This is a genomic window from Ensifer sp. NM-2 (assembly GCF_003024455.1).
In the GTDB taxonomy this organism is placed as follows: domain Bacteria; phylum Pseudomonadota; class Alphaproteobacteria; order Rhizobiales; family Rhizobiaceae; genus Ensifer; species Ensifer canadensis.
Map to the genome: position 1 here is coordinate 51,228 of NZ_PVZR01000005.1, position 25,950 is coordinate 77,177.

Annotated in this window: 25 protein-coding genes and 1 pseudogene; 18 read left to right on the forward strand and 8 right to left on the reverse strand. The window is 57.4% G+C overall.

The window, feature by feature from the left end; all coding sequences use genetic code 11:
- The first annotated feature begins 10 nt into the window (after positions 1-10).
- The 3 genes from C6558_RS11810 (at position 11) to C6558_RS11820 (ending at position 2,675) form a co-directional block, all read left to right on the forward strand.
- Positions 11-757, forward strand: a complete 747-nt coding sequence (locus C6558_RS11810; protein WP_057209130.1) for an SDR family oxidoreductase — start codon at positions 11-13, stop codon at positions 755-757.
- 523 nt (positions 758-1,280) lie between these two features.
- The gene (locus C6558_RS11815) at positions 1,281-2,009 is read left to right on the forward strand and encodes an alpha/beta fold hydrolase (RefSeq protein WP_244494742.1); all 729 of its coding nucleotides are present in this window, start codon (positions 1,281-1,283) and stop codon (positions 2,007-2,009) included.
- Between the two features lie 225 nt (positions 2,010-2,234).
- Positions 2,235-2,675: a hypothetical protein gene (locus C6558_RS11820; protein ID WP_057209124.1), complete on the forward strand. Its 441-nt coding sequence runs from the start codon at positions 2,235-2,237 to the stop codon at positions 2,673-2,675.
- An 84-nt stretch (positions 2,676-2,759) separates the two neighbouring features.
- On the opposite strand, the gene C6558_RS11825 is transcribed toward C6558_RS11820, so the two are convergent.
- Positions 2,760-3,512 carry an SDR family oxidoreductase gene (locus C6558_RS11825; protein WP_057209195.1) on the reverse strand — a complete coding sequence of 251 codons (753 nt, stop codon included), beginning with the start codon at positions 3,510-3,512 and terminating at the stop codon, positions 2,760-2,762.
- Positions 3,513-3,873: 361 nt separating this feature from the next.
- Between C6558_RS11825 and C6558_RS11830 the strand changes: the two genes are divergently transcribed.
- The 3 genes from C6558_RS11830 (at position 3,874) to C6558_RS11840 (ending at position 5,947) form a co-directional block, all read left to right on the forward strand.
- Positions 3,874-4,512 carry a response regulator transcription factor gene (locus C6558_RS11830; protein WP_057209121.1) on the forward strand — a complete coding sequence of 213 codons (639 nt, stop codon included), beginning with the start codon at positions 3,874-3,876 and terminating at the stop codon, positions 4,510-4,512.
- Between the two features lie 126 nt (positions 4,513-4,638).
- The gene (locus tag C6558_RS11835) at positions 4,639-5,118 is read left to right on the forward strand and encodes a carboxymuconolactone decarboxylase family protein (protein ID WP_057209118.1); all 480 of its coding nucleotides are present in this window, start codon (positions 4,639-4,641) and stop codon (positions 5,116-5,118) included.
- Positions 5,119-5,185: 67 nt separating this feature from the next.
- Entirely contained in the window at positions 5,186-5,947 is a 762-nt protein-coding gene (locus tag C6558_RS11840) for an SDR family oxidoreductase (RefSeq protein WP_057209115.1), read from the forward strand.
- Positions 5,948-6,041: 94 nt separating this feature from the next.
- On the opposite strand, the gene C6558_RS11845 is transcribed toward C6558_RS11840, so the two are convergent.
- Positions 6,042-6,938: a LysR family transcriptional regulator gene (locus tag C6558_RS11845; protein WP_107027281.1), complete on the reverse strand. Its 897-nt coding sequence runs from the start codon at positions 6,936-6,938 to the stop codon at positions 6,042-6,044.
- Positions 6,939-7,328: 390 nt separating this feature from the next.
- Here C6558_RS11845 and C6558_RS11850 point away from each other — a divergent pair, with 390 nt between their 5' ends.
- Positions 7,329-8,297 (forward strand): alpha/beta fold hydrolase, encoded by a 969-nt coding sequence (locus C6558_RS11850; RefSeq protein ID WP_107027282.1) that lies wholly within the window; start codon positions 7,329-7,331, stop codon positions 8,295-8,297.
- Positions 8,298-8,533: 236 nt separating this feature from the next.
- Complete coding sequence (locus C6558_RS11855; RefSeq protein WP_057218632.1) at positions 8,534-9,013, forward strand: carboxymuconolactone decarboxylase family protein; 480 nt, start codon at positions 8,534-8,536, stop codon at positions 9,011-9,013.
- Positions 9,014-9,517: 504 nt separating this feature from the next.
- On the opposite strand, the gene C6558_RS11860 is transcribed toward C6558_RS11855, so the two are convergent.
- A complete protein-coding gene (locus tag C6558_RS11860; protein WP_057209105.1) occupies positions 9,518-10,153 on the reverse strand; it encodes a response regulator transcription factor in 636 nt (211 codons plus the stop codon).
- 309 nt (positions 10,154-10,462) lie between these two features.
- Here C6558_RS11860 and C6558_RS11865 point away from each other — a divergent pair, with 309 nt between their 5' ends.
- Positions 10,463-11,929, forward strand: a complete 1,467-nt coding sequence (locus C6558_RS11865) for a cyclic nucleotide-binding domain-containing protein (protein ID WP_057209102.1) — start codon at positions 10,463-10,465, stop codon at positions 11,927-11,929.
- 493 nt (positions 11,930-12,422) lie between these two features.
- Here C6558_RS11865 and C6558_RS11875 read toward each other — a convergent pair whose 3' ends face one another.
- Positions 12,423-14,039 carry a sensor histidine kinase gene (locus C6558_RS11875; RefSeq protein WP_244494733.1) on the reverse strand — a complete coding sequence of 539 codons (1,617 nt, stop codon included), beginning with the start codon at positions 14,037-14,039 and terminating at the stop codon, positions 12,423-12,425.
- Positions 14,040-14,209: 170 nt separating this feature from the next.
- Positions 14,210-15,175, reverse strand: a complete 966-nt coding sequence (locus C6558_RS11880) for an SDR family NAD(P)-dependent oxidoreductase (RefSeq protein WP_057209098.1) — start codon at positions 15,173-15,175, stop codon at positions 14,210-14,212.
- Positions 15,176-15,256: 81 nt separating this feature from the next.
- Here C6558_RS11880 and C6558_RS11885 point away from each other — a divergent pair, with 81 nt between their 5' ends.
- From C6558_RS11885 to istB, 7 genes are all read left to right on the forward strand, one after another.
- Positions 15,257-16,177: an AraC family transcriptional regulator gene (locus C6558_RS11885; protein WP_244496106.1), complete on the forward strand. Its 921-nt coding sequence runs from the start codon at positions 15,257-15,259 to the stop codon at positions 16,175-16,177.
- Between the two features lie 202 nt (positions 16,178-16,379).
- Entirely contained in the window at positions 16,380-16,769 is a 390-nt protein-coding gene (locus C6558_RS11890; RefSeq protein ID WP_057209094.1) for a response regulator, read from the forward strand.
- Positions 16,770-17,233: 464 nt separating this feature from the next.
- Positions 17,234-17,845 carry a glutathione S-transferase family protein gene (locus C6558_RS11900; RefSeq protein ID WP_371412267.1) on the forward strand — a complete coding sequence of 204 codons (612 nt, stop codon included), beginning with the start codon at positions 17,234-17,236 and terminating at the stop codon, positions 17,843-17,845.
- Positions 17,846-17,898: 53 nt separating this feature from the next.
- Positions 17,899-18,243 (forward strand): helix-turn-helix transcriptional regulator, encoded by a 345-nt coding sequence (locus C6558_RS11905; protein ID WP_057209084.1) that lies wholly within the window; start codon positions 17,899-17,901, stop codon positions 18,241-18,243.
- Entirely contained in the window at positions 18,243-18,707 is a 465-nt protein-coding gene (locus C6558_RS11910; protein ID WP_057209074.1) for an SRPBCC domain-containing protein, read from the forward strand. The genes C6558_RS11905 and C6558_RS11910 overlap by 1 nt, the downstream gene beginning before the upstream one ends.
- 646 nt (positions 18,708-19,353) lie before the next feature.
- On the forward strand, positions 19,354-20,865 hold the full coding sequence (gene istA / locus C6558_RS11915; protein ID WP_371412258.1) for an IS21 family transposase: 1,512 nt from the start codon (positions 19,354-19,356) through the stop codon (positions 20,863-20,865).
- Positions 20,866-20,876: 11 nt separating this feature from the next.
- Positions 20,877-21,632, forward strand: a complete 756-nt coding sequence (gene istB / locus C6558_RS11920) for an IS21-like element helper ATPase IstB (RefSeq protein ID WP_025431003.1) — start codon at positions 20,877-20,879, stop codon at positions 21,630-21,632.
- 610 nt (positions 21,633-22,242) lie between these two features.
- Here the strand turns inward: istB and C6558_RS11925 are convergent.
- Complete coding sequence (locus C6558_RS11925) at positions 22,243-22,755, reverse strand: ABC transporter ATP-binding protein (protein ID WP_371412259.1); 513 nt, start codon at positions 22,753-22,755, stop codon at positions 22,243-22,245.
- 65 nt (positions 22,756-22,820) lie between these two features.
- On the opposite strand from C6558_RS11925, the pseudogene C6558_RS41560 reads away from it, so the two are divergent.
- Together C6558_RS41560 and C6558_RS11940 are read left to right on the forward strand one after the other, a co-directional pair.
- Positions 22,821-23,052 (forward strand): annotated as a pseudogene (locus tag C6558_RS41560) (adenylate/guanylate cyclase domain-containing protein); the annotation flags it as partial.
- 487 nt (positions 23,053-23,539) lie between these two features.
- Positions 23,540-23,827: a hypothetical protein gene (locus tag C6558_RS11940; RefSeq protein ID WP_057209221.1), complete on the forward strand. Its 288-nt coding sequence runs from the start codon at positions 23,540-23,542 to the stop codon at positions 23,825-23,827.
- An 88-nt stretch (positions 23,828-23,915) separates the two neighbouring features.
- Here the strand turns inward: C6558_RS11940 and C6558_RS11945 are convergent, their stop codons facing one another.
- Together C6558_RS11945 and C6558_RS11950 are read right to left on the reverse strand one after the other, a co-directional pair.
- Entirely contained in the window at positions 23,916-24,995 is a 1,080-nt protein-coding gene (locus C6558_RS11945) for a glycine betaine/L-proline ABC transporter ATP-binding protein (protein WP_057209223.1), read from the reverse strand.
- Positions 24,988-25,875, reverse strand: coding sequence for a proline/glycine betaine ABC transporter permease (locus tag C6558_RS11950; RefSeq protein ID WP_057209225.1), 888 nt, complete (start codon positions 25,873-25,875; stop codon positions 24,988-24,990). The genes C6558_RS11945 and C6558_RS11950 overlap by 8 nt, the downstream gene beginning before the upstream one ends.
- Positions 25,876-25,950: the final 75 nt, after the last annotated feature.

The following is a 25,950-nucleotide window of genomic DNA, read 5'->3' on the forward strand; positions in this document are numbered from 1 at the left end:
AGATCAAAAAATGAAAATGCTTCAAGACAAGGTAGCCATCATCACCGGCGGTAACAGTGGTATCGGCAAGGAAACCGCTCGGCTGTTCGCCAGTGAAGGGGCCAAAGTCGTGATTACCGGCAGGCGGCAAAACGTTGTGGACGCGGCTGTCGATGAGATCGGCAACGGTGCCACCGGTTTTTGTGGCGATGCTGCCGACATCGCCGATCACCGGCGCCTCGCCGCAAGAGTTCGCGACCAGTTCGGCGCAATCGACATTTATATGGCAAATGCCGGCGTGATAAACCTCCTGCCTTCTTCCATGGTGACGGAAGAAGAATATGACCGCCATTTCGCCACCAATACGCGTGGCGTCTTCTTTGGAGTCCAGACGTTGGCTCCTCTCATCCGCGAAGGCGGAAACATCATCGTCACGAGCTCGCTCGCAGCGACGAAAATCCTGCCGCAGCACACAGTATACGCGGGATCGAAGGCCGCGCTTGCGGCCTTCGCACGCAATTGGGCGCTTGAATTCAAGGATCGCAAGATCCGGGTGAACATCCTGAGCCCTGGCCCAGTCGAGACGGAGATTCTTGGCAAACTTGGCATAGGTGAGGCTGAACGTCCCGCGTTCGAGCAACAGATGTCGGAGCTTATCCCAGCGGGCAGGCTGGGGCGTCCTGAGGAACTGGCGCGTGCAGCCCTATTCCTGGCGGCCACTGGAACGTTTGTGAACGGCATCGAACTGCACGTGGATGGTGGAATGTCGCTCACCTGATGACACCGAGGTCGGTTGCTGAACCCTTCTCGGCAACCGACCGCCTCCGCACAAAGTGGTAAGCAGTCATTGATCGGTGCCGCTCGGCTTCACTTCAAAGGCTTCAGGTTTGAAGCCGTGGTGCCGAATTCCATCGAATGCGGGTCGGCGCCTCTTGCCAATCAGGGGTTGTGGAAGGCGCGTCTTCCTAAGCAGCCCGGTCGAGCAACGCTGGTGACTGGACGGGTCATTTCCGGATGAATGTGCGGTCCCTGGACAGCGTTCGCCCCTCCCGCGCGCGCTGTTGCTCTGTCCACACCTGCCGTCAGCGGGGGGCGCCCATACCTAGGTTTGGGTTGAAGCATCCGGAAAAACCAACCCAAATCACGCCTAGCCTCAGGGAATGCGCCTGATGGCCACCGCCGCATTAGAATGTGGGCAACTCGAGCGGCGAAAACACATCCTCCGGCAAAATTAGAAGGACAAGGGAATGCACAAGATCGCAAAACTGGCTTTGGCGGTGGCGCTCTACACCACGTCGGCAATGCCGGGCTTCACACAATCGAACAAACCGACGATCGTCCTGGTTCACGGGGCGTTCGCCGATTCGTCGAGCTGGAACCAGGTCATTTCGCATTTGGAAAAGCATGGATATCCGGTCCTAGCGGTGGCCAACCCGCTCCGTGGCGTCAAGCGCGACGGGGATTATGTCCGGCGAGCCGTGAAGGACATCAAGGCGCCAATTGTCCTTGTCGGGCATTCCTACGGCGGCTCTGTAATCAGTGATGCCGCCGCCGGCATGGAAAACGTTCAAGCACTGGTTTTCGTGGCCGCATTCGCTCCGGAAATCGGGGAATCGGCGGCGGACCTCTCGGGTAAATTCCCGGGCAGCACACTCGCCTCGGCTCTGGGTGAGGCGGTCACGCTCGCCGACGGGGAGGGCAAGGACCTTTATATTGATCAACGGAAATTCCCGGCGCAATTTGCAGCCGACGTTCCGTTGGCGGAGGCGAAGCTCATGGCTGCGACCCAGCGGCCTATCACCGATGCGGCATTGGCTGAGCCCGCTCCGAAAGCGGCATGGAAGGTAATACCATCCTGGTTCATCCACGGAGATGCCGATAGGAATATTCCGCCACATGCGCTGCAGTGGATGGCCGATCGCGCAAACTCCAGGAAAACAGTTGTCGTTAAAGGTGGGTCACATGTCGTCATGATCTCTCATCCCGGCGAAGTCGCAAAGCTCATCGAGCAAGCCGCTTCGGAGAAGTAATTCTTTGTAGCAGGGGGGCCGGTGTCGGACACCCGACGCCGGCGGTTTCCCAAACGATCTTCCATATCGCGTGGCGTGACTTCGGCGCGCGCGCCGCCTCTCCCTGGTTAAAGGTGGCCGGGCGACGCTCCGGCCAATCCGGGTCGGATCTCCTAAACCTTGGTTTGGGAAGCCTCGCCTAACTCTCGGTGTTACCCTGATGACTGTCGAAAGCAGGAGAGAAGAATGGAACCCCTCAGATACCCCGTCCTTGCCATGATATGGTTTAACATACTGCTCGCCGCCTGGCTCTCGGTATACATGCTCTATGATCCGGAAGGATGGTATTATTTCGTCCCTGGCGTAACCAATACGGGCCTCTACAATCAGCATTTCATTCGAGATATCGGCATCATTCAGGGTTTCATCGCTCTGGCCTTCGCAATCGGCTGGTTCAAGCCGGGCCGTCGAATCGAGCTTTGGGGAGCTGCAACTCTCTGGCTGATCGCACACGCCATCTTTCATCTCTGGGAAGTTGCGGTCGGGATATGTTCGGCCTCTGTCATCCTGCGCGATTTTCCTGCCGTGAGCTTGCCGGCACTTTTCGGCATTGCCGCAACTGGCTGGGCCTGCGCTCGCGGTCAACGATTGGCTCCTCTACCAAAGGCAAAAGGGATCGTCTCCTGAAATCACGAAATCGATGATGGAAAGGACGATGCAATTTGCACCGCCCTTTACATCATCTAACCGAACGGAAGCTGCGGTTACTCTCTAACCGGCAATGCTCTTGGTAAGCCACTCGTGGAAAGACAACTTGCCAGAGATGGTTTGCTTCATGGGCAAAAGCCCGTCAGGAGATAATGCTACACCGAAGTATAGTGCGTCCTTGTCGAGACTGACCGGGCGATTGTCCGCGGTGGCAGTGAGCAATTCGCGGGCCAGATCGGCGAGTTCGATGGATTGCGGTCCACCAAGTTCGACGACGGTGTTTTGCGGCACGGCCACCGCCAGCTTGGTGATCCAGTTTGCCGCTTCGTCTGCTGAGACCGGACGTACGGCGATCGCCGGCAGGCGTAAATCTCCGTTGACCGCCGCAGCGTTCACGATACCGCTGAAGAACTCGAAGAATTGGGTGGAACGGACGATCGTGTAAGGCAATCCGGAGGACCGGATCAGGTTTTCCTGGACGAGTTTGGCGCGGAAGTAATCATTCTCAACCATACGGTCCGTTCCAACGACGGAGAGCGCCAGATAATGCCGGACCCCGGACGTCTTGGCTGCAGCGAGCAGGTTCTTCCCCGATTGCCTGAAGAACGTCAGGGCATCGCCATCTCCGAACGAGCCGGAATTTGTAACGTCGATCACCACATCGGCACCTTCCAGTGCCTTTTCCAGACCCTCACCGGTCAAGGCATCGACCCCTGTTTTCTTCGATGCAGCCACGACATCGTGTCCGTCCTCTTGCAGTCTGCCGACGATCCTGGAACCCATGGCGCCGCTCGCGCCGATTACCGCTACTTTCATCTCGAACTCCATCCGATGCATGACGAGTGGATGATAGGCCTTTGGCCCGGGCGTTCGACTAAACGAAGTTATGGGTTGACCCCCGATTGTTGCAATCTAGCCTCCAATCCCTGTACTTTATCCATTAGCTCAAGGTCCGGTTTCCACGACCCACGTGACAGTGAAGAACATGCCGCAGGGTATAGGACCGCATAGACCAAGGTGTACGGTCACGAGCTCCCTCATCCGTGTTAAATATTGCTTCAACGGCAAGACAAGCCGTCATAACCTTCGCTGTGCGTGCGGGTTTGAACCGTCGGTCGGACAACGCATATCTCAAGTGTATACGGGCCGTTGCGCGATAAAAGTTGAGGGCAATCTGATGCAACACACTCAACCCAAGATGGAAGACGCTGCCGAGCCGATTGTGTACGTCGTTGACGACGACGAGGCGATGCGAGAAGCGTTGCTTGATCTGTTCATGGTGACCAACAAGCGGGCGACGGCATTTTCCAACGGTCCCGAGTTTTTGGAAACGGCTGATATCTGTGCGCCAGGTTGCCTCGTACTCGATTTCCGAATGCCGGGAGGAACTGGCCTGGATCTTCAAGAACGTCTGTCGAAGGCCGGTAGTCGTCTTCCCGTGATCTTTCTGACAGGTCATGCGGACATCCTGACGAGTGTAAAGGCAATGAAGGCGGGGGCGATGGATTTCATCATCAAACCTTTCGCCGATCAGGATCTCCTTGATGCGGTGGATCGAGCCATCAAGCTCGATTCCGAACGACGCAAGGTGGACGCGGAACGGAATCGAATCCAAGCATTGGTCGACACCCTCACGCCCCGCGAATTGGAGGTGATGTTTGCGGTCGTCAGCGGGCTGATGAACAAACAGGTCGCGTATCAGCTCGGTATCAGCGAAATGACCGTGAAGCTCCATCGCATGAGCCTCATGCGCAAGATGCAGGCTCGCTCGCTCGCGGATCTCGTTCGGAAGGTCGAGCAAGTTCGACGGAACTGAGAAGCCGACAAGCCGCACACGCCCCCCAAACCTATGGTTAGCTATGAGCCCAATCGTAATTCCCTAGATTTGCATCTGCCGACAGTCACACCAGTGGACCGACGGATCAAATATAGGAACTACACAATGACACGGCGCATTAATTTCGCGAAGGAATCGCCCAATCTCATGAAGAAGTTCATGGAATTCGTGACGGCGACCAAGGAAAACTCCGTCGAGGAATCCATTCGCAACCTGGTCAACGTTCGCATCGCGCAGCTCAACAACTGCACCTATTGCCTCGACATGCACATCAAGCAGGCGAAGATCCAGGGCGAGCGTGAACTGCGCCTCTACCACGTGGCATCTTGGCGTGAATCCACGCTTTTTGCACCACGGGAGCGCGCAGCCCTCGCATGGGCGGAAATCGTGACGAAACTGCCGGATCTCGGCGTTCCCGACGAAATCTATGAACGCGTTCGTTCGCATCTCAGCGAGAAGGAAATCTCCGATCTCACTTTTGCTGTCATGTCGGCGAACGCGTGGACCCGCGTAAATGCCGCGTTCAAGTCAGTACCGGGCTCGTCCGATGCCATGCTCGGCCTCGACAAAGCAGACCTGAAGTAATTAACGCGGCGCACCGGATCGACTGGTGCGCTTTCCAGCTGGAATTCTCATACTCAAGGAGCGAACTATGAAGATCGTCGTTATCGGTGGAACCGGCCTCATCGGCTCGAAATTGGTCAAGCGCCTTCAGGGGAAGGGGCATGAAGTCATTGCCGCATCGCCAGCATCCGGAGTGAATACAATCACCGGCGAGGGGCTGGAGAAGACATTGGCCGGAGCGCAAGTCGTGGTGGACGTTGCAAACTCACCGTCCTTTGAAGACAACGCGGTCATGGAATTCTTCCAGACATCCGGCCGCAACCTGATGGCCGCTGAAGAAGTCGCCGGCGTGAAGCATCACGTCGCGCTTTCGGTCGTTGGAACCGAACGTCTTCAGGCGAGCGGCTATTTTCGGGCGAAACTGGCCCAGGAAAAGATTATCAAGGAAGCGAAAATTCCTTACACGCTGGTTCACTCGACGCAATTTTTCGAGTTCATGTTCGGCATCGCCCAATCTGGGACCGAGGGTGAAAAAGTTCATCTCTCGCCCGCCATGATGCAGCCGATCTTGTCGGATGACGTGGCTGACGCTCTCGCCGATCTGGTGCTTGGCCAACCTCGCAATGCCATCGTTGAAATTGCAGGCCCGGAGCCCATCAAGATCGCAGATGCCGTCACGAAATACCTCCGGCAGATCGGAGACAACCGGGAGATCGTCGTTGACAACAAGACGCGATACTTCGGCGCTCTTCTAGACGACACGACCCTGATGCCTGCCGCCGGTGTGCGGCTCGGCGCAGTTGGCTTTTCGGAGTGGGTAAAGACGGCCACTCCGCCGCCGGCGCGCTAACGCCTTTGTCGGAGCCGATAAAGGCTCCGGTTTTCCCTCTCATGCGCGAGCGCTCGTACAGTTCTGCTCGCTATTGGCAGCTATCACGGTCAGGCTATTCCCTTGCCGAGGATCGCATCAACGTTGCGACGAAGTCGGTAAACAGCTGCAGTCGGAAGCTCGGCAATCTGCCTGATGCATGCACAGCCTGGAACGGAACGGTTTGCAATTTCACGTGCGGAAGGAGCTCGATAAGAAGACCCGGATCAATATCGTCCTGGACCGTCCGCTTTATCAGATGTGCTGCACCGACGCCGCTCAGCGCCGCATCGCGGATGGCCGTGGCTGAATCCAGGTCGATCCGGCCTGACGGCAAGATGCTGCCGCCGTCAACGAAGCCGATGGGATAGGGTTTGCCATCTGCGACATATCGGGCGAATGGTATGTTCTTCAGTTGGCCAAGGCTCTCGATATCTCCATGCTTGCGGAGAAAGGAAGGCGATGCGACGAGCGTCATGTCGAGGTGCGAGAGTGTCTTGCACATCAGGCCTGTCTGCTCGACCTGGCCGACCCTGAACGCCACGTCATAGTTTTCCCTCAGGAGATCGACGTGCCGGTCCGTCATGCCAACAGACAACGAAATCTCGGGGTACATCGGGACGAACTCGGTGAATATCGGTTCCAGAATCATCCGGCCGAGTTCGCTGGGCAGACTGGCACGCAGATGACCTGCGGGCGCCCGATAAGACTGAACCGTCTCTGCGGAACTGTCGATCTGCTCGAGCAACGGCATTATCTTGTCGTAGAAGGCTTCGCCTTCCTGCGTCATTGCCAGAAGTCGGGTCGAGCGGCGGAACAGATGCACGCCCAGCAGGCGTTCCAAACGCGAGATGCTTTTTGAAATTGACGATGGCGTCGCTCCGAGGCTGCGGGCAGCCGCACTGAAGGAGCCTGCCTGAACCGTGCGAACGAATGCTATCAGTCCGGTTGCTTCCCTCAGCAGCCTAAGCATGTCGTGATCTCCGACTTTAATTTGTTGTGATGCTCTGATCGTTGCCAGGGCGCGCAAGTCTTACCGCTCTCTTCCTGATCGAGACATCAAACAGAAGTTTGGGTTGCTTTGCATGCGCCGGAGGCGCCTATCAAGCTTCGTCGAAGCGCTTGGCGCAGGGAGACCGGGTGAAACGGCCCGCTCCGTCCGATACCTTTTCCCAAATACATGATCCTGCCTGTCGCCGTCAAAGGATGCGTTCGCCCAAACTTAGGTGTACGAAACGAACGTATAGCTACAACCAATCACATCGATTGGTACGGTTAGTCGCCGGATTTGTAGATCGATGAAGTTTAGATCCTCAGATTTACACGGTTTATTTTCCAATATTTCTTTGAATAGGAGATGAACATGAACCTGGGTTCCACCACGCCGACGCGGCGAGACATGATGACAGGCACACTGGGACTTGCTGCCGCGACAACGGCAATTGCCGCCAGCTCGGCGCGAGCCAAGGAGCCCGCCAAGGGTGCCGGACATCGGTCCGATGGCGAATACGTCACGTCGAAAGATGGTACTGCAATTTTCTATAAGGACTGGGGTCCGAAAAGCGCGCAGCCGATCGTATTCCATCATGGATGGCCCCTTAGCGGCGATGACTGGGACGCCCAGATGCTGTTCTTCCTCGGCAAGGGCTTCCGCGTCGTTGCGCATGACCGGCGCGGCCACGGTCGCTCCGCCCAGGTAAGCGATGGACACGATATGGATCACTATGCAGCGGATGTTGCTGCTGTGATAGAGCACCTCGATCTTCGCAACGCAGTTCACATCGGCCATTCCACCGGGGGCGGTGAGGCGGCTCACTATGCGGCCCGTCATGGAAAGGAGCGCGTTTCCAAGCTTGTCCTTATTGGCGCTGTCCCGCCGATCATGGTCAAGACCTCGGCCAACCCTGGCGGCCTTCCAATCGAGGTCTTCGACGGCTTGCGCTCCGGTCTGGCGGCTGACAGGTCTCAATTCTACCTCGATCTTGCCGGCGGCCCCTTCTATGGTTTCAACCGGGAGGGAGCGAAGCGCTCTGAGGCGATAGTCCAAAACTGGTGGCGCCAGGGCATGGCGGGTGCCGCAAACGCCCACTATCTTGGCATTAAGGCGTTCTCTGAAACGGACTTTACTGACGATCTGAAATCAATCGATGTACCGACCCTCGTCCTCCACGGAGATGACGATCAGATCGTGCCGATCGCAGACTCCGCCCTCCTTTCGGCAAAGCTCCTGAAGAACGCGACGCTGAAGGTTTACAAGGGGCTTCCCCATGGGATGGCGACCACCCACGCCGGTCTTATCAACGAAGATCTGCTGGAATTTATCGTGGCTTGATGATGCGAGAGGGTGCCGTCGGCGCCCTCTTTTCCTCGAAAGCGTCGATACCTATTCAGCGGGCGGGCTACTCCCGCCTGCAAGGCACTTTTGAGGGATTTTGCGACATCGAAACGGCGGCAATCCAAACAGACGTATAGCTGTTCGCTCGAGGGTCGCTTGGGCACGATGATTGCGCCGCATGCAAAGCTTGTTTGCGCGTGGAAAATTTCATTCCACACCATGGATGATGGACAATGACCCAACGCCTCAATTACGCTCAACTTTCGCCGGACCTCTTCAAGGCTCTTATGGCGCTTAGCAACGAAGTCAAGAAAGGCACGATCGAGCAGTCTATTCTCGACTTGGTCGACATTCGCGCATCGCAGATCAACGGCTGCGCGTTCTGCCTCGATATGCACTCCAAGGAAGCGACTATGCATGGCGAGCGCCCGCTTCGCCTTCACCACGTTGCCGTGTGGCGCGACTCGACCCTTTTCTCCTCCCGCGAGCGGGCAGCGCTTGCCTGGACCGAAGCCTTGACCAAAGTCTCTGATAGCGGCGTCCCGGACGAGCTCTACGAAAAGGTCCGGGGGCAATTGTCTGAGAAGGAAATTTCCGATCTCACCTTCCAGATCATGGCGATCAATGCATGGAATCGCGCCAGCATCGCGGTCAAAGCTGTGCCCGGCTCCGCCGACAAGGTTTTCGGCCTTGATAAGGCGCAACTGGCCTAACGAGCAATGGGTGGCCGGTGACCTTACGGCCGCCCTCCAATTTACTGCGGTCCTGACCTCGGTCAGCGACCGCGATGGACCTCCTATCTCAATCGCCAGCTGCTTCAATGGGCCGGCATCGAGGATAAGGAGGGTGGAGCGACGCAAAAGTGCCAGCCAGTTGGCAGGGTTGATCGTCGAAATCGTCCACTCGGACGATCGTAAACGCGTTTCGGGCCAATCTCGATCGCTCGTTCAAGTCGAGTGCCGACGCGCGAGCAGCTGATGGCTGAAACAAGGAGGGATGGAAGGGATGTCCGATCGAAGCGTCGACGTTCTCATCTTACGGCTGAGACGCAGAGAAGCCTTCGAACCCGCCATTGATCAAGACGCAGCGCGGAGCCAGGTATCTCCTCGACGCGGACGTGTCCGTCATTTACCCAGGCTCGACAGCGGTGATGCTGCCCATCTGCCACCAACCGGAGTTCGTTGTGAAATGTCGCTCGAGGCATACACGTGCGATGTTCACTGAAGCAGTTCGGATTTTCTCACGAGGTCACTGAGAGAGCGGGCCTGCATCTTTCTCATGGCGCTCCCGCGATGAAGCTTGACCATAATTTCGCTGATCCCCAATTCATAGGCGACCTGCTTGTTCATCAGACCATCTGTCACAAGCTTCATCACTTGCCTTTCGCGCGGTGTGAGGCTTGCCGCACACTCGCGAACATGTCTCAGTTTGGAAGTGATCTCACGCTGTTTTTTGCCCTCCTCGATCGCGGTGGTAACCGCGCTAATGAGTTCGTCTGGCTGGAATGGCTTCAAGAGAAAGTCGATGGCTCCCGCTTTCATGGCGGAGACGCTCGTCGTTACATCTCCGTCTCCAGTCATGAAGACAATCGGTACATCGAAGCCGGCTTCCGACAGCCTTCGCTGAAATTCTATACCGCTCACGCCCGGCAAATTGACATCAAGCAACAGGCAACCGACAGCATGCGGGTCGCCTCGGTGGTTAAAATCGGTTGTGTCGACGAAGGCCTCGGCCTGCATCCCTACGGCTTCGAAAAGTTCGAGCAGCGACAAGCGAAGTTGCTCGTCGTCGTCGATAATGTTCACTACCGGAATGTCGGTGGTTGTCTCAACGTTGTTTGCGTGTTCAGGCACGGCATCGCTCCCTCAGTTGTCAAGCTTCGACACTTCGTGGACCGCGATTTTACTCCAAAGGACTGAGCTGGCTATAAAACCAACGTTTGCTGCGTGCGGGGTGAGCGGCGGCAGCGGAGCTGCCTCCGCCGTCGGCAATCGAACTCACACCTTCGTTCCTACAGCAAGCTGTACCTTCGTTTGGGTTCCTGCGTGTCCGTGCGAAGGCTACAGCCTTGCACAGTGGCTCCCGTCGATCTGTGCCGCCGCGCTGACGCGAGTCTCTCATATTTTCGCGCGATGCCGGCGAACCGTTAATCGGAGCACACCATGCCGACGCCCCTTCCTTTAGTGCCGCTCGTAATGCTGAACCTGCTTGGGCTGGCGGGAATTATAGTCTGGCATCTGCAGGGACGAGGTCGCCCCAATGCACGACTTGTCGTTCAGATCATCTTCTTCGCTGCGATGACGGCAGCTCTTTTGGCTGCGCAGGTTGCACCTTTCCGGTTTGAGAGAATCCACGAAGAAGTGTTTGCGCGGTTTCTCGTCGACTGCGGTAAGGTCTTGTGGTGGACGCACCTTGCCTGGGCAGTGATCGGTTTTACGCGCATCTACATAGTGCTGGACAAGCGACCCAGGGAAGCGCGCCTTATCCAAGATCTCCTGGTGGCCGTCGTCTATCTCGGCACTACTCTTTCAATGATGGCATTCGTCTTCGGCATGCCGATCGGTACACTTCTTGCAACCTCGGGCGTCGTGGCGATCATTCTAGGCCTTGCCTTGCAGAATACATTGTCGGACGTCTTCTCCGGCATCGCCCTGACGATTGGGCGTCCCTATGTTCTGGGCGACTGGATTCTGCTGGCAGACGGAACTGAGGGAAGAGTTGTCGCTAGCAATTGGCGGGCGACCTGCATCCTTACATCGGCAAACAATCTCATCGTGCTTCCAAATAGTGTGCTTGCCAAGCTCGGCCTGACGAATTTCAGCCGCCCGACGGAAACGCACCAGATCAAACTGCCAATAAGAATCTCTCCCACGCTCCCACCGAGCGAATCGATGGAAGTCTTGAGTCTGGCTCTCGATAGCTGCAAGTTGATCTCCAGAGAGGCGCCGCCAACGGTGGCGCTCAAGAAGATGGATGGTATGGGCATAGACGTGGAACTGCTCTTCTATGTCTCCACTCCGGGCGAACGCGTGGCTGCATGCAATGAGGTCATCGATGCCGTCTTCCGCCATTGCGCGGAAAATGGCGTCTCGCTCGCGATGCCGGCCGGCTCCTATGTGTTTGGCACACAATCTCCCATCGGGAGCCACCTGACGCCGACGATGCTCTCTGCGAGGGAGTTGCTGCGGGCCGTGCCTGCTTTTGCTGGATTGCCTCTCGACGAGCGCAACGCGCTTGGTAGTCAAGCGACGACCCGGCAGTTTCCTGCAGGTGCGACAATCGTGACAGAGAATGAGACGTTTTCGAGTTTGATGATCATACAGTCCGGTATTGTCTGCAAGCGGTGGAACGGAAAGGATATCGAGCGGCTTTATCCTGGAGAAATCTTCGGCGCGCGCAGTCTGCTTTCGGACACACCGGAGAGCGGCAGTTTCGAGGCGCTGACCGAAATCTCCATTTCTGTCATCGCAAAGGAGGCGCTCGATAAAGTTATCGGATCTCACCCACAATTGGCGAAAGATCTTGCATCGAGGCTTTCCAGGACCATATCCGATGAGCAATCAGATACTGACACTCCTCTCTCCCAGACGGAAAAAACACCCGTTCTATGGGCTATGACCAACGGGTAGAGATTTAGATCCCGTGTTGGGATTCGACCGTTCGGGCGCGGCGAAAACCCAAGCGAAAGTGGCCGTTACGGCGGCTCTGTATAGAGTTGGCCCAGAACGCTGTCACGGACACGCCTTCGGGCTCCGCGTCCCAACTCCGGCAGCACCTTGACTAACTTCCGTATAGTTTCGGCTCCTATCCCCTCGGTCTAGCATTGCGACACCTGATGTTTCCCATGTCTTTGCCAAAGGGAGCTGGTGGTTGAGTGAGATGTAGATGGAATTGGCTCGATGCCGTCGAATGAGGCCGGATGGTTTTCTCGCCGGGAAGCGCAACCTTTACTGGAAGTATCGGAGTACTGCCGGCACGCGGGTGTAGATGAGGCGGAGGAGCGGCGGCTGATTACCTTGCTAGGTCGATATGCGTCCCGCCACGAGCTACAGATGAATATCATTCGCTCGCTTCGCCGGGTTCGCTAGCACCCAATTATCGCCAGCCGCTGTGCGAAAGACATCATGCGGGAAGCGTTATCTCGAAAACAGTGCCACCCCCGGCAGCATTCCCAGCCTTGAGAGTGCCGCCATTTGCCTCCACCATGCTGACGCAGATGGCGAGGCCGATCCCCAAGCCGTATGGTTTTGTGCTCTGGAATGCTGCAAACAACTTACCCATGATAGCAGGCGATATCCCCGGGCCGTTATCCATGACGGACATCCTAACCGAAGTGGTGCCGGCGTGCGCCAAACCGATCCGGATCATTTTCCTGGGGCCGTCCATGCTCTCCATTGCCTGGATTGCATTGGCGATCAGGTTAACTAACACCTGCTGAAGCTCGATCCTGACTGCGTTCACCGCAGGCAAATCCCTTTCGGACTCGACGCGGATGTCGACCTTGGCGCGAAGCAGATCCGGCGTCATCAATGCACAGGTTTCGTCGACCAGCGACATCAGATCCAAGACCTCTGGCATGCGTCGTTCTTGCCTTAGCAGGCGCCGAGTATTCTCGATAATGTCGCTTGCGCGCTTGCAGTCCCGCACCAGTCGTTCCGCTGATCGCCGCACCGCGACGAGGTTGGGCGGGGCCCTGGACAACCACTTCAACAGGGTTTGAGTGTTGACAGTCAGAGCGGCGAGCGGTTGGTTGAGTTCGTGGGCAAGCGAGGCAGATAGGGCGCCCACGGTTGCGGCTCTTGCTGCTTTGGCCAACTCGGCCTGCGCCTCCAACAGCGCCTTCTGTGTCATCTCTCGTTGTGTGATGTCGACCATTCCGACAACGACGCGGTCAAAGGCAGCCGTGTCTTCCGGAAAGCGCAGACTGATGATCACCTGCCGGGTCTCGGCGTCGTGCCTGACGATAGTTCCGGTCTGCTCGAGGCTTTTTCGTTCATTGAAAATCGCATCAAGGAGGTTGATGGTCGTTTCACGGTCGGCCAGGACGTGACCTGCCATCGCGACGGCGGTTCCTTTTGTCGCTGCATGGCCAAGCAGTTCGATGGCAGCATCGTTTGCAGCAATCGTCCTGACCAAACGGGCGCATTTTTCCACGACGTCAGGATTACCAAGGGCATATGCTCGAAAGTCGGGGATGCCTTCACGCTTGAGTGACAAAAGATAGGTTCTTGCTGAAGAATAGTCGCGCTCCCATAAGGCGACCCGGCTTTGTTCGAAGATCGAGCGATAACGGCGCTCGCTGTCGCGAAGCGCCTTGTTCGATGCGATGAGTTCGGTGCGAGCTGCAGCGTTCCTGAGGATGAGTGCACAGGTAACGGAAATGGCTGAAAGCGAAACCGTCAGGCGAAGCAGACTGGAGATGTCGAAAATGAAACCGTGACCCATCGTGTAAGAGACGACAGTCAGAATATTACATGTCACGCCTACGAAAATTACCCCTTGTCGGCTCAGCAAGCCCGCCGAGAGTAGCATCACGACTACATAGAGCACCGCTATCGCGCTCTCGATTGTCGTAAACGCATCGATGTAGAAGACCGCAGCACCAAGAGCTGCGGCCGCAACTGTATTAGCGATATCAAAAGGCGTAGCGTTTCGAACGCTACCTTTGGTCACCGGGTCTTTACGGATCTGTTGATTGCCGTTTTTCGCCGAGCGACGCCGAAAGGCGGAATTGTCCAAGGCGATACGGGCATGATCTGGGAGCGGCGTCAAAAGCGGTATGTCATCAATGGCTAGTGTCGATGGATAGACGCTATCAGCAGCCGGCTTCGGTGAGGACTATACTCGTGGATAGGTGCAGCTGTGATTTTGTCGGCCCACCTGCAGCCGGGTCGGTGTTCACCGATATTTCATCCAGCAAAGGCTCCAGTCATCGAAACCGATGCGTCCCAGAGACGCCGTGCCGCAACAGGATCGATTGCCCAACTTGCAACCCCCTTGCTGCCTAATTCGCCGTTGTAGGGTTGGGCGACGCCGAAGTCTTCGAGATATTCGCCTCCAAACCCATCAAGCTCGGGGCTGGCACCTGCCCAGACCATTGAAGCGGCGCCTTGTTGCGGGGTCTTGCGGCCGTTCGCTGGATCGATGCGCAGGTTTCCATCTGCATCGTATGCGTCGAACCGTGCCAAGTATTCCGGCGTCAGGTGCCTGACGATATCGGTCAGGATTTGGCCCGGATGCAAGGAAAAGGCGCGCACGCCGACTTCGCGTCCGCGCCTGTCGAGCTCAACCGCGAACAGTGCGTTTGCTGTTTTGGCCTGACCATAGGCGAGCACGCTGTCATAGGCGCGGCGGACGAAATGGATATCGTCGAAATCGATACCTCCCGCCTGATGTGCGCGTGAGGAAACACTGACAACACGCGCGCCATTCGCGCGCGTGAGCGCCGGCCATAGAGCCGCGGTCAGTTGGAAATGGCCGAGGTGATTGATCGCAAACTGCCCCTCGTGGCCGTCCGAGTTGCGCCACAGTGGGGTTGCCATGACGCCGGCACTATTGATCAGCATCGATATGGGTCGCCCACTGGAAACGACTTCTGCCCCGAATGCCGCAATCTCGCTGGGAACCGAGAGGTCCAGATCTGCGATCGTTACGTTGCGCAGATGTGCAAGATTTCGTTGGGCCTTTGAGCAGTCCCGCGCCGGAACGATGACGGTAGCGCCGACGCTGGCAAGCGCGCGTGTTGCCTCCAGACCTAGACCTGAATAGCCGCCAGTGACAACGGCGGTCGTGCCATTTAGGTCAAGCCCTTCGACCACCTGCTGTGCTGTGCTGGCAACACCAAAACGCGAGTTAATGAGATTCGGATTGTGCATGTATGGCTCCGTGATGCTTGTGCCAGGGATATATCGGCACTACCTCTGGAGGATCCATCATCAAGGCGCCAAAGTACTGTCGTGATCGTCCAAAAGCACAACGAAGATGCACTCTCATCCATTCTGGAATGTCTTGGCGCCCGAACCCTCTGCTCGATGCGATTGGAGGCTGGCGGGAGTTGGGCCGTCCATTTTCCCTTGCCGCGGGTACTCAAGTTCGATTTTGTTCGGCGCGGCGAATGCTGGCTACGCCTCAGTGGCGCCGAGCCAGTGCGGATCAACGCTGGTGATTGTATCATCGTAGCCGGCGTCCACTATGAGCTTGCCAACGCTCCGGATACGCCGGCCCTTCCTGCACAGGAGGTGTTTTCGCCAGCGGGACCCGCACAAATCGGCGCTGTGACGGACTTCACTGTCCTCGGTGGGACGCTTCAACTCGACGCTGGCGACGTTCTGTTCGTAACGGGCGTGTTACCTTCCGTTGTCGTAATACGGGCGGATGAAATGGCACCAGTAGGGTGGCTATTGGAGCATCTGGATCACGAATGGGACAGCGGCAGGCCTGGAGCTCGACTGGCGAGTAACGACCTCATGCGCCTTGCTTTCATTCACGTATTGCGTGCGCATTTGGCGAAGCTCGACGAGGGCGTCGGATGGCTTCACGCTCTGATTGATCGAAACTTGGGCCCAGCGATGCGAGCCATTCACGCAGATCCGACTCGTGCCTGGACGGTCAGCGAACTGGCGCGCATCGCCGGGCAATCGCGGTCTGGGTTTGCGGCAAGATTTCGCGCTCATGTGGGATTGTCGCCAATCGACTACATCGCCCGGTGGCGGGTGAGATTGGCATCCGCCAAGCTCCGCGGAAGCAATTTGCCGATATCACATATCGGTCAGGAACTTGGATTTGCGACTGACAGTGGATTTAGTGCCATGTTTCGCCGGGTGACGGGCATGTCTCCCCGACAATACCGCCGGAAGCAGGCCGATCTGCACACATGATCGAGGTGACATAGTTCTCCGGAGTGATAGGGCTCCTGGAAGAAGGAACCAATCGCCAAATGCCTCGTTCACCTTAAGATTGTTTTAACGAGAAGTGCCGTGACAATGCGTTGTGCTTTCGCTAGCCATTGGTGCAGGTGGAGAAGACTGCATTCCGCAGTCTGTTCAAGTGACAGTGCATGGCCAGGAGGACCGTTCATCCATGGCAATCGATGGGGAACAGGAACAGCAGGCAAGTAAACAGAGACCCGTCGTTGCAGTCGTCGATGACGATCCGGTTGTGCTCGAAGCGCTGGAAGACTTGCTGGAATCGGCCGGTTATTCTGCGCGCGGGTTCCCGTCTGCCGCGTCTTTGCTTTCCAACGGTCTCTCCGGGTTGGATGTCATAATCACCGATATTGGAATGCCAGGAATGGATGGCTTTGAACTCTGCGAAGCCGTGAACTCTGTTCGGCCGGAAATGCCGGTTTTCTTGATGACCGGCCGCCACGACATTGAAGGCAAACGGAGCGAAACATCGAACTTGGGGATTTTCCGCAAACCGTTCGACACCCGAGTTCTTCTTGCGGCGGTCAAAGACGCATTAGCTTGACGAGATGAAAGCGAAGGGATGCCGGCGACAATGTGCGAGCCGCTTTCCACTCGGCAAGATCTCTCTTGCCTGCGCGTGGCGCAGACCCGAAGCGTTCAAGATCTTTCTGCCGATGGATCGCAAGCCAGTCCTTGAGGTTGGAGATGCGCAAGTTCGCGCCGGGCGTGCGCGGGCGCTGCATCGCCCGGTGCGCTTCCTCCAGTCCTCCGGCAACGGCTTGGCTGGATGCCAAGAGGGCAGCCGCCACCAGCAGATTCGGCAAGTGAGCCGAACGGCATGGGCAACATTGTCGGACGCGCCTTCCGTTTTCGGGTGATCGGACCGGTGCTACTCCCTGCAGTCTATCGCCATTCGAAATCGCAAAAAGGTTTCCAAGAAAGGAAACTGTTGTTGCGTCGATGGAAGGGCAGGTCTATAAGTTTCCAATGTTGGAAACTTAGGAGTGCCCCATTCTGACGCTCTACATCCACCCACTTGCCTCCTTCTGCCACAAGGTTCTCATAAGCCTTTATGAAAGCGAGCTGGTCTTTGAGGCAAGGACGGTGGATTTCTCCGATCCGGGATCGGCCGCAGCGCATTTTGAACGTTGGCCTGTCGGGAAAATTCCTGTGTTGCATGATAGCGCAACGGGTCGCGTCGTGCCCGAGACGAGTATCATCATTGAGTATCTGCAGACGCGATACCCCGAGCAATTCCGCTTCCTCCCTGACGACGCACGGCTGCGGCTGGACACGCGGCTCTGGGATCGCTTCTATGATCTCCATGTCAGTGTGCCCATGCAGAAGATCGTCAGGGACCGGATCAGGCCGGCCGGAGCCGGAGATCCGTACGGAGTTGCCGAGGCGCATGAGGCGCTCGAGACGGCCTATGCAATGATCGAGACGCAGCTATCGGGAAAGGCCTGGGCGGTGGGTGACGACTTCACGCTGGCGGATTGCGCCGCCTTCCCAGCTTTGTTTTTCGCATCCGTCGTTCATCCGATTGGAGGCGTGAGGCCCGCGTTGTCCTCCTATCTGGATCGGCTCCTGTCACGCCCGTCGGTGGCGCGTGTATTGGACGAGGCACGTCCCTTCTAACGGTTTTTCCCTTATAAGGAGGCCCTGCCAGAGCGCTTCCGGGAGAAGACTGAATGAAGAACACACCGCAGACGAATTTCGATCGGATGTTTCATGCTCTCTCGGATCCTTACCGAAGAGCCTTCATCGAGCAGCTTTCGAAGGGACCGGCCGCGGTGAAGGAACTCGCTGCACCAGCGGCCGTGCAACTTCCGGCGGTCCTGAAGCACCTTCGTGTCCTCGAGGAAGGCGGCATCGTCATCTCCGAAAAGGTCGGCCGAGTGCGGACCTACCGGATGCGCCCAGACGCCTTTCGTGCAGTGGGCAACTGGATCGATGAGCGCCAGAGCGAGATGAACGATGCCTTCGATCGACTGGCTATTCTGATGGCGCAAACACCGGAAAAGAAGGATCACTGATGGGAGTCAATGTCGACCACCGCACGTTCGTCATCAAGCGCGCACTGCCGGGTAGCCCCGCTCACGCATTTCGCTTTTGGTCTGATCGTGCCTTGAAGCGACAATGGAATGCCTGTCATCCCGACTGGCATGTGCTGGAAGATCGGTTCGACTTCCGAGTCGATGGTTGCGAACGCTTGGTCTGGCGCATGCCCCAGGGGATCGTTCAGGAGATGACCGCTCATTTCCTCGAAATCGCCGAGCGGCAACGCATAGTTTATGCCTATACGATGCGGACAGATGGCCGAAGCATTTCTTCATCTCTTGTAACCGTGGAGTTCGAAAGCACGCCTACAGGAACCGAGATGACCTTCACCGAGCAAGCCATGTTTGCAGATGTCAAGCACGCAGAGAGAAGAGAAAGTGGCATAGGCGTTGGATTTGATCGGCTGCACCAGGCTATGGAAGCTGCCTCGGTTGGGTGATGGGCCTGAACTCCCGCTTTTGGGGCAATACGGGCTTTTGTCGTGCAATTTCTGTTTTTACTTACGCATCATAGCAGTGGCATGATTCCGTTCCTCGAAGCGCGCATTTCTGACCGTGCTCGGATCAGCTTGGCGGGGGCGCCTCAAACAGAACCTACGTGACGCGCCTTGATGGTCCAACGCCGCCTAGACTTCGCTACGGGTGGCGCTGTTGCACCTCGCGCCAGCCATATTGCCCGTGCGTGACTTTCCTTCGAGCGCGGCACCAGTTCGATCTGGACATCCTTCAAGTGCGACGGGCTGACCGTGTCCGCGCTGATGCCAAAGGTGTCGATGCCGAAACGGTCACCAACGGTTTTTCGATTTTGCCTTCGGTGACTTTCTTGTCACATAGATCGCGGCTGATTCAGCCTTGCTGCACTCGTAGAGGTTTGGCCGCTGTCGTCCAAATTGCGGATTCCGACGTGAAGCCGGCCGCCATTCCAATCAAAGACCGGCCACCATTCCGATTTGAAGCCGGCCACGATTCCGATCAAAAGCCGGCCGGTTTTCGGCACTGAAGATTACCCCCTGGGTCAGCAACTTTGGCATCAAATGGACCACGAGCAACGTGGAGATTTTGATGCCGGCAAAGAGAAGGCTGACCATGAGACAGTTACGACAAATGCTGCGGCTTGCCGGAAGCGGTACCAGCTCCCGCGAGATTGCGGTCATGTTGGGAATAGCGCGCAGTACAGTCCAGGATAATCTACGGCGGGCGGCGGAGGTCGGATTGAGTTGGCCTTTACCGGGCGATCTGACCGACGATGCGCTGGAGGGCAAACTCTTCGCTCGCAATGGCGTCAAGCAGGGCACCAGACGGCGTACTGAACCGATCTGGGCCGAGCTTGCCGTCGAGCTCAAGAGGCCCGGCGTCACCCTCCTGATCCTTTGGGAGGAGTACCGCGCTTCAAACCCCGATGGGTATGGATACAGCCGCTTTTGTGAGCTCTTCCGTGGCTTTGAACAACGGCTCTCTCCGACGATGCGCCAGGAACATGCTGCAGGCGACAAGGTCTTTGTGGACTATTCGGGAAAGAAGATACCGATCGTCGATCGCAAGACTGGCGAGATCCGTGAGGCGGAGATCTTCGTCGCCGTGCTCGGCGCTTCCAGCTTTACCTATGCGGAAGCGACCTGGACGCAATCGCTTCCTGACTGGATCGGCGCGCATGTCCGCCTGTTTCGCTTCATCGGCGGTGTTCCTCGGCTGATCGTCCCCGACAATCTGAAGTCGGGTGTCAATCGTGCCAGCTTTTATGATCCTGAGATCAACCGCAGCTACGGCATGATGGCCTCTCACTACGGCATCGGTGTTCTACCGGCCCGCCCCAGAAGGCCGAAAGACAAATCGAAAGTCGAGAACGGTGTCCGTTTCGCCCAGTCATGTATCCTTGGACGTCTGCGCAATCAGACCTTCTTCTCGCTGGCCGAAGCCAATGCCGCGATTGGCCAGGCACTCGATCGTATCAACGACCACGTCATGCGACGCCTTGGTGTCAGTCGCCGACAATTGTTCGAGAATGTTGAACGTGCCGCGCTCGCCAGCCTTCCCGGTGACGATTACGAGTTCGCGGAATGGCGTCTGGTTCGCGTCTCGACGGACTATCACGTCGAATACAAAACCTTTCTCTATTCCGTGCCGCATGGCCTCATCCGCCAGCAGGTCGATCTGAGAGCGACGGCGCGCACCGTCGAGATCTTTCACCGCGGCAAGCGCGTCGCCGTCCACCAGCGTCGCTATGGCGGTCCTCTTCATGGAACCGATCCGGAGCACATGCCCAGTTCTCATCGGCGATATGCCGAGTGGACGCCCGATCGCTTCCGTCGCTGGGGCGCATCCATCGGGCCCCAGACCGAAGGATTGATCATCGCTGTTCTCGCCAGCCGTCCACACCCTGAACAGGGCTTCCGAACATGTCTGGGTATCTTGCGCCTGTTTCGCGACATCACTCGCGATCGCGCTGAAGCCGTATCGGCCAGAGCCGTCGAGATCGGCGGGCTGAACTGCAAAAGCATTGCCTCACTTCTGGCCAACCATAAGGCCGCCAGGCATTCCGCCGAACCGTCTGCAATCATCGATCACGCCAATCTGCGTGGCCCTGACTACTTTCATTGAGGATAGATACGATGCTGACAAATCCCACCATCGACAGGCTGCGCGAACTCGGCCTTCACGGCATGGCCACGGCCTTCCAGGAACTCGACGCACAATCCGAGGCACGCGGCCTCGAGCATGGCGAATGGCTTGCCATCCTGCTCGAGCGAGAGGCTACCATGCGCCAACAGAAGCGCTTCGAAGCCCGCGCCAGGGCTGCTAAGCTTCGCCATGATGCGCAAATCGAGAACGCCGACTTTCGTGCCGCACGTGGCCTTGACCGCAACCTATTCATGACGCTTGCCGGTTGCGACTGGATCCGCAAGCATCACAGTCTTCTCGTTACCGGGCCGGCCGGGGTCGGCAAAAGCTGGTTAGCTTGCGCCCTCGGCCACAAGGCATGCCGTGAGGACTTCTCCGTCGCCTATCATCGTGTTCCAAGGCTATTCGCCTCGCTTGCCCTGGCAAGAGGCGACGGACGGTATGGACGGATCCTCAAATCGCTGGCCAAGACCGATCTGCTTATCCTTGACGACTGGGGACCGGAAAAGCTCAACGACGATCAGCGGCGCGATCTCCTGGAGATCATCGAGGACCGTTACGAGCGGCGGTCCACCATCGTCACAAGCCAAGTGCCCTTGGACCGATGGTACGAGATTATCGCGAACCCTACGCTTGCTGATGCCATTCTCGATCGCCTTGTTCACAGCGCCTATCGCATCGAGCTCACCGGCGAAAGCATGAGAAAACAGCGCGCCCCAGTGCTACCAGAAACACCACAAGCTTGACGTCAAACAAAACCAGATCCAAACATCAAAAAGACCCAGGATCAGTCCGATAAATGGCCGCCTTCAATTCGGAACGCCGGCCGGAATGAAATCGGAATGACCGGCCGGCTTCAAATCGGAATCGATGGCCGGCTTCATCGGAATACGCAGTCCAAATCGCCCCCCTCGCTGAGAGGTGTTGCTGCGATTGTCTTGATTTGTCGAGCGAGAGCCGCAAGCTTTTTTGCAAGATCCTGTAATTCGATCGGTGAAGCCGCGCGCTCGCGGGTGTCCTTGACGCTAGGTCCGTGCACGGTGTCCTCCTCTCCCATTGGACATAAGCACAATGTATATTTCAACAACGGAATATAAGGCTACCTCCCAAAACGCGCTATGATGGCGGTACACAGCCAATGGTTTATTTAGCAAAGGTGGCTGTCGCGTTGCCTCGCTATGGCTTGAAGTAGCCGGCTTTCGACGTAAGCGACCGGCATAGGCCGAGCCAAACTTTCTAGACGCGTCAGCGATGACAGATGCTGGAAAACGATGGCGCCTGTAGCTGACAGGGGTTGGATAATCGTCGCCAGTTATAAGCAAGCAGAATCATGGCAGGCTAACGATGAGATCATCGCTACAGAGGAACGTAGCCGCGACTGCCGTTGATCAGGGTGCGGGTGTAGGGGTGTGTAACGGCGCGCTCGATCAGCTGCCGCTTTTCCGCAACTTCGACGAAGCCACCATCCTGCATCACGGCAACGCGGTCGCACAGGTGGGCGACCACGGCGAGATCGTGGCTGACGAGGATATATGTCAGCCCTTCTCGCTCGCGCAGATCTTTCAGCAGGTTCAGGATCTCGGCCTGGATGGACACGTCGAGCGCCGACGTCGGTTCATCTAGCAGGAGAATGCGGGGTGACAGGATAAGCGCCCGGGCAATGGCCACGCGCTGGCGCTGGCCGCCGGACAGCTGATGCGGGAATCGGTATCGAAAATTCTGCGGCAAACCAACATCTTCGAGTGCCTTGTTCACCCGTTCCTGGCGCCGATCCAGCCCATGGATCTCCAGTGGCTCCAGAAGCGTGCGACCGATCGCGTGCCGCGGGTGGAACCGAATGGGTCCTGAAACAGCTGCGAGCCTAATCACCGGCGCGAACCTGCTGGGTGGACGGTGGATGATCCGTCGCCTGAGGCGGGGCTGCGTTCGACGAAGTAGATCTCGGGAAGGTGATCGTCGAGGGCGAGGACCGGTATGGCGAGGGCGTCAATGTCGCGGCCCGGCTTCGACAGGTGGCAGACCGGGCGAGATATGGTCTCGCCAAAGGTCACCAGAGGTTGAGAATAAGCTGGTTTCCGGCCTCGAGCCGATGGGCGCAGAAGGTGAAGAATATCGCGGAACCTGCAGGCTTTCCGCGTCATCCTTGAAGGACAAGTTCCACGCCAATCAAAGCGCATGGCCTGTTCGTCGAATGCATAAAACAGCGCCTGGCCGACCACGCGCTTGGCGCCACGCCCGCCGAGCGCTGCCTGAGGGAACCTTTCCTTTGGTTTCGATTTGAATCTTTAGAAAGACGACGAAATTGGAGACCAGCTGTGGACTTCGAGACGATCGGCCGTCGGCGTCTGATGATGCGCTTACCGGCGTATCGACGGCAGCTAGAAACGCTGAAAATCCCAGCCCTAAAGGACCTCCTAAAGGCCTACGGGTTCGCGGCCATTCAGAGAGACCAGGTGCGTGCGGTTGAAGGCCAAAAAACGCGCCATGTAACCCGACTGGATTGCGACTGCGCGAGGATCGAGATGGATGTTGTTCGGCTGCTCACGAATGTCGCCGCCCGGGCCGTAAAGGCATAGACCTCACCAGGAACTTTTCTTAGCAGTCAGAGTTGGACCGCAGCGGTTACTGCTTGTGGCCAAAACGGAGCAAGAAAATGAACCTGGAAAAGATCGGCAGAGCACGCATGATGCTTCGGCTGCCTGCCTACGGGCGCTTACTTTCCGAGTTAAGAAGCCGATCGATGATCGAGATTTTCATTGCCTATGCCGAGGCGTCAATCCAACTCGATGTGCTGCGTAGCACCGACACTCCCGATGGGGTCTTGATTGAAGAATACGACCAGATTTGCTTGAAGATCGAAAACAGTATCGAACCATATCTGAGGATGCTGACCGAGCAAAGTCTTACAAGTCACGCGACCAAAGAAACGCAGGCGCGATAGCACGCACCAACTACCCGGGACCTCGCGCTTTTCGGGGCAAAGGCCGTCCACCCGGAGCATGCAGCGTTTGGGCGACCGACCAGTCTTGTCACGCGGCGGTAGCTGCGACCGTCATTGTGCGATCGTAGGCTTCATGCGCATTGACCATCGCACCGGCCAGCTCGCGAAACGTGACGGTGCCGAGAGGCTTGCCGGAAGAATCGACGACGGTGATGTCGCCTTCGGGTGCAGCTGTGAGCGCACGTACCGCCTCTTCGATCGTGAAATCGGCGGGAATCCGTTGCCCGCTATCGACAGCGCCCGCCCCAAGTGGCGTCATGATGGCCTCGACATGCACGACGCGGCCCCGGTTCACCTCCTTCACGAAGTTCGCGACATAGTCGTCGGCGGGTCTCAACACAATATCCTGGCTGGTCCCCTGCTGTATGACCTCGCCGTCGCGAAGAATGGCGATCTGGTCGCCGAGTCTCAAAGCCTCGTCGAGGTCGTGGGTGATGAAGACGATCGTCTTCTTGATCTCCTTTTGCAGGTCCAGAAGCACCGTCTGCATATCCGTGCGGATGAGCGGGTCGAGTGCCGAATAAGCCTCATCCATCAAGAGCACCGGTGCGTCGTTGGCAAGCGCCCGGGCAAGGCCGACGCGCTGCTGCATGCCGCCCGACAGCTGGTTCGGGTACTTCTGCTCGAAACCTCTGAGCCCGACGCGCTCCAGCCATCGCATGGCGGTATCGATGCTCTGCGCGTGAGACACACCCTGGATTTCAAGGCCGAAGATAGTGTTGTCGAGCACGCTGCGGTGCGGAAGAAGGGCAAACTTCTGGAATACCATGGCCGTCTGGTGACGACGGAATTCGCGCAAATCCTTATCCGGCATCTTCACCACATCGATGCCGTCGACGAGGACTTCGCCGGCTGTCGGGTCGATCAGCCGGTTGATGTGGCGGATGAGCGTCGATTTGCCCGATCCGGAAAGCCCCATGATCACCTGAATGGAGCCCGACGGCATTTCGATGTTGATGTCGCGAAGTCCGAGCACGTGTCCGTGCCGCTCGTTCAGTTCGGTCTTGGTCAGACCGCTCCTGACCGCCTCGACATGAGCCTGCGCATTCGGCCCGAAGATCTTGTAGAGATGGCGGATCGCGATGCCGCCGAAAGCATGGTCAGCCATGGACAACCTCCCGATGCTTCTGGAGCCGTTCACCATAGGCCTGACTGACACGGTCGAACATGATAGCAATGCCGACGATGGCAAGGCCATTGAAGATGCCGAGCGTGAAGTATTGGTTCGCGATCGCTTTGAGCACCGGCTGGCCAAGACCTTGAACGCCGATCATCGAAGCGATGACGACCATGGCGAGCGCCATCATGATGGTCTGGTTGATGCCGGCCATGATGGTCGGAAGCGCTAGGGGGAGCTGCACCTTGAAAAGCTTCTGTCTGTTGTCAGCGCCAAAGGCGTCGGCCGCCTCCAGCACATCCTTGTCGACGAGACGAATGCCGAGATTGGTGAGCCGGATCATCGGCGGGATGGCATAGATGACAACGGCGATCAGACCGGGAACCTTGCCGATGCCGAGCAGCATGACGACGGGGATCAGGTAAACAAAGCTCGGCATGGTCTGCATCACGTCGAGCACGGGATTGACGATCCGCTGGACCTTGTCTGAGCGCGACATCAGAATGCCGGTCGGCAGTCCGATCGCGATCGACAGAACGGTGCACACGAAGATCATCGAGATCGTCCGCATCGTGTCGTCCCACATGCCGAAGTAGCCGATCAACAACAGCGTCGCGAGACAGCCGCCGACGATCCGCAGGCTCCTCGTGGCTGCCCAGGCGATGACCAGGATCAGGAGCGTGATGATCGGCCAAGGCGTCTTGGTCATGAACCGATCGGCGGCGATCAGAAAATGCTGCAGGGGCGTGAAGAAGCCCTCGATCAGGTCGCCGTAGCTGCGTGTAAAGCCGCGAAAAGTCTCGTCGATGACCTTCTTCAGATCTCGAAGTGCGTTGTCGTTCATGTGAGGAAATTGATAAAACCAGTCCATTCGGTTCCCCTTCTCGAAAGAGCCGATCCGTTCTTGTTGTTATATCGGCACGCACGGTGCGGTGTGCCGAAAGCG

Coding starts and splice junctions, on each gene's coding strand:
- C6558_RS11905 (WP_057209084.1), top strand. CDS start 17,899: ATGAAGAACACACCGCAGACGAATTTCGATCGGATGTTTCATGCTCTC.
- C6558_RS11810 (WP_057209130.1), top strand. CDS start 11: ATGAAAATGCTTCAAGACAAGGTAGCCATCATCACCGGCGGTAACAGT.
- C6558_RS11880 (WP_057209098.1), bottom strand. CDS start 15,175: ATGCACAATCCGAATCTCATTAACTCGCGTTTTGGTGTTGCCAGCACA.
- C6558_RS11815 (WP_244494742.1), top strand. CDS start 1,281: ATGCCGGGCTTCACACAATCGAACAAACCGACGATCGTCCTGGTTCAC.
- C6558_RS11840 (WP_057209115.1), top strand. CDS start 5,186: ATGAAGATCGTCGTTATCGGTGGAACCGGCCTCATCGGCTCGAAATTG.
- C6558_RS11865 (WP_057209102.1), top strand. CDS start 10,463: ATGCCGACGCCCCTTCCTTTAGTGCCGCTCGTAATGCTGAACCTGCTT.
- C6558_RS11850 (WP_107027282.1), top strand. CDS start 7,329: ATGAACCTGGGTTCCACCACGCCGACGCGGCGAGACATGATGACAGGC.
- C6558_RS11950 (WP_057209225.1), bottom strand. CDS start 25,875: ATGGACTGGTTTTATCAATTTCCTCACATGAACGACAACGCACTTCGA.
- istA (WP_371412258.1), top strand. CDS start 19,354: ATGAGACAGTTACGACAAATGCTGCGGCTTGCCGGAAGCGGTACCAGC.
- C6558_RS11835 (WP_057209118.1), top strand. CDS start 4,639: ATGACACGGCGCATTAATTTCGCGAAGGAATCGCCCAATCTCATGAAG.
- istB (WP_025431003.1), top strand. CDS start 20,877: ATGCTGACAAATCCCACCATCGACAGGCTGCGCGAACTCGGCCTTCAC.
- C6558_RS11820 (WP_057209124.1), top strand. CDS start 2,235: ATGGAACCCCTCAGATACCCCGTCCTTGCCATGATATGGTTTAACATA.
- C6558_RS11890 (WP_057209094.1), top strand. CDS start 16,380: ATGGCAATCGATGGGGAACAGGAACAGCAGGCAAGTAAACAGAGACCC.
- C6558_RS11940 (WP_057209221.1), top strand. CDS start 23,540: ATGAACCTGGAAAAGATCGGCAGAGCACGCATGATGCTTCGGCTGCCT.
- C6558_RS11910 (WP_057209074.1), top strand. CDS start 18,243: ATGGGAGTCAATGTCGACCACCGCACGTTCGTCATCAAGCGCGCACTG.
- C6558_RS11855 (WP_057218632.1), top strand. CDS start 8,534: ATGACCCAACGCCTCAATTACGCTCAACTTTCGCCGGACCTCTTCAAG.
- C6558_RS11825 (WP_057209195.1), bottom strand. CDS start 3,512: ATGAAAGTAGCGGTAATCGGCGCGAGCGGCGCCATGGGTTCCAGGATC.
- C6558_RS11830 (WP_057209121.1), top strand. CDS start 3,874: ATGCAACACACTCAACCCAAGATGGAAGACGCTGCCGAGCCGATTGTG.
- C6558_RS11845 (WP_107027281.1), bottom strand. CDS start 6,938: ATGCTTAGGCTGCTGAGGGAAGCAACCGGACTGATAGCATTCGTTCGC.
- C6558_RS11945 (WP_057209223.1), bottom strand. CDS start 24,995: ATGGCTGACCATGCTTTCGGCGGCATCGCGATCCGCCATCTCTACAAG.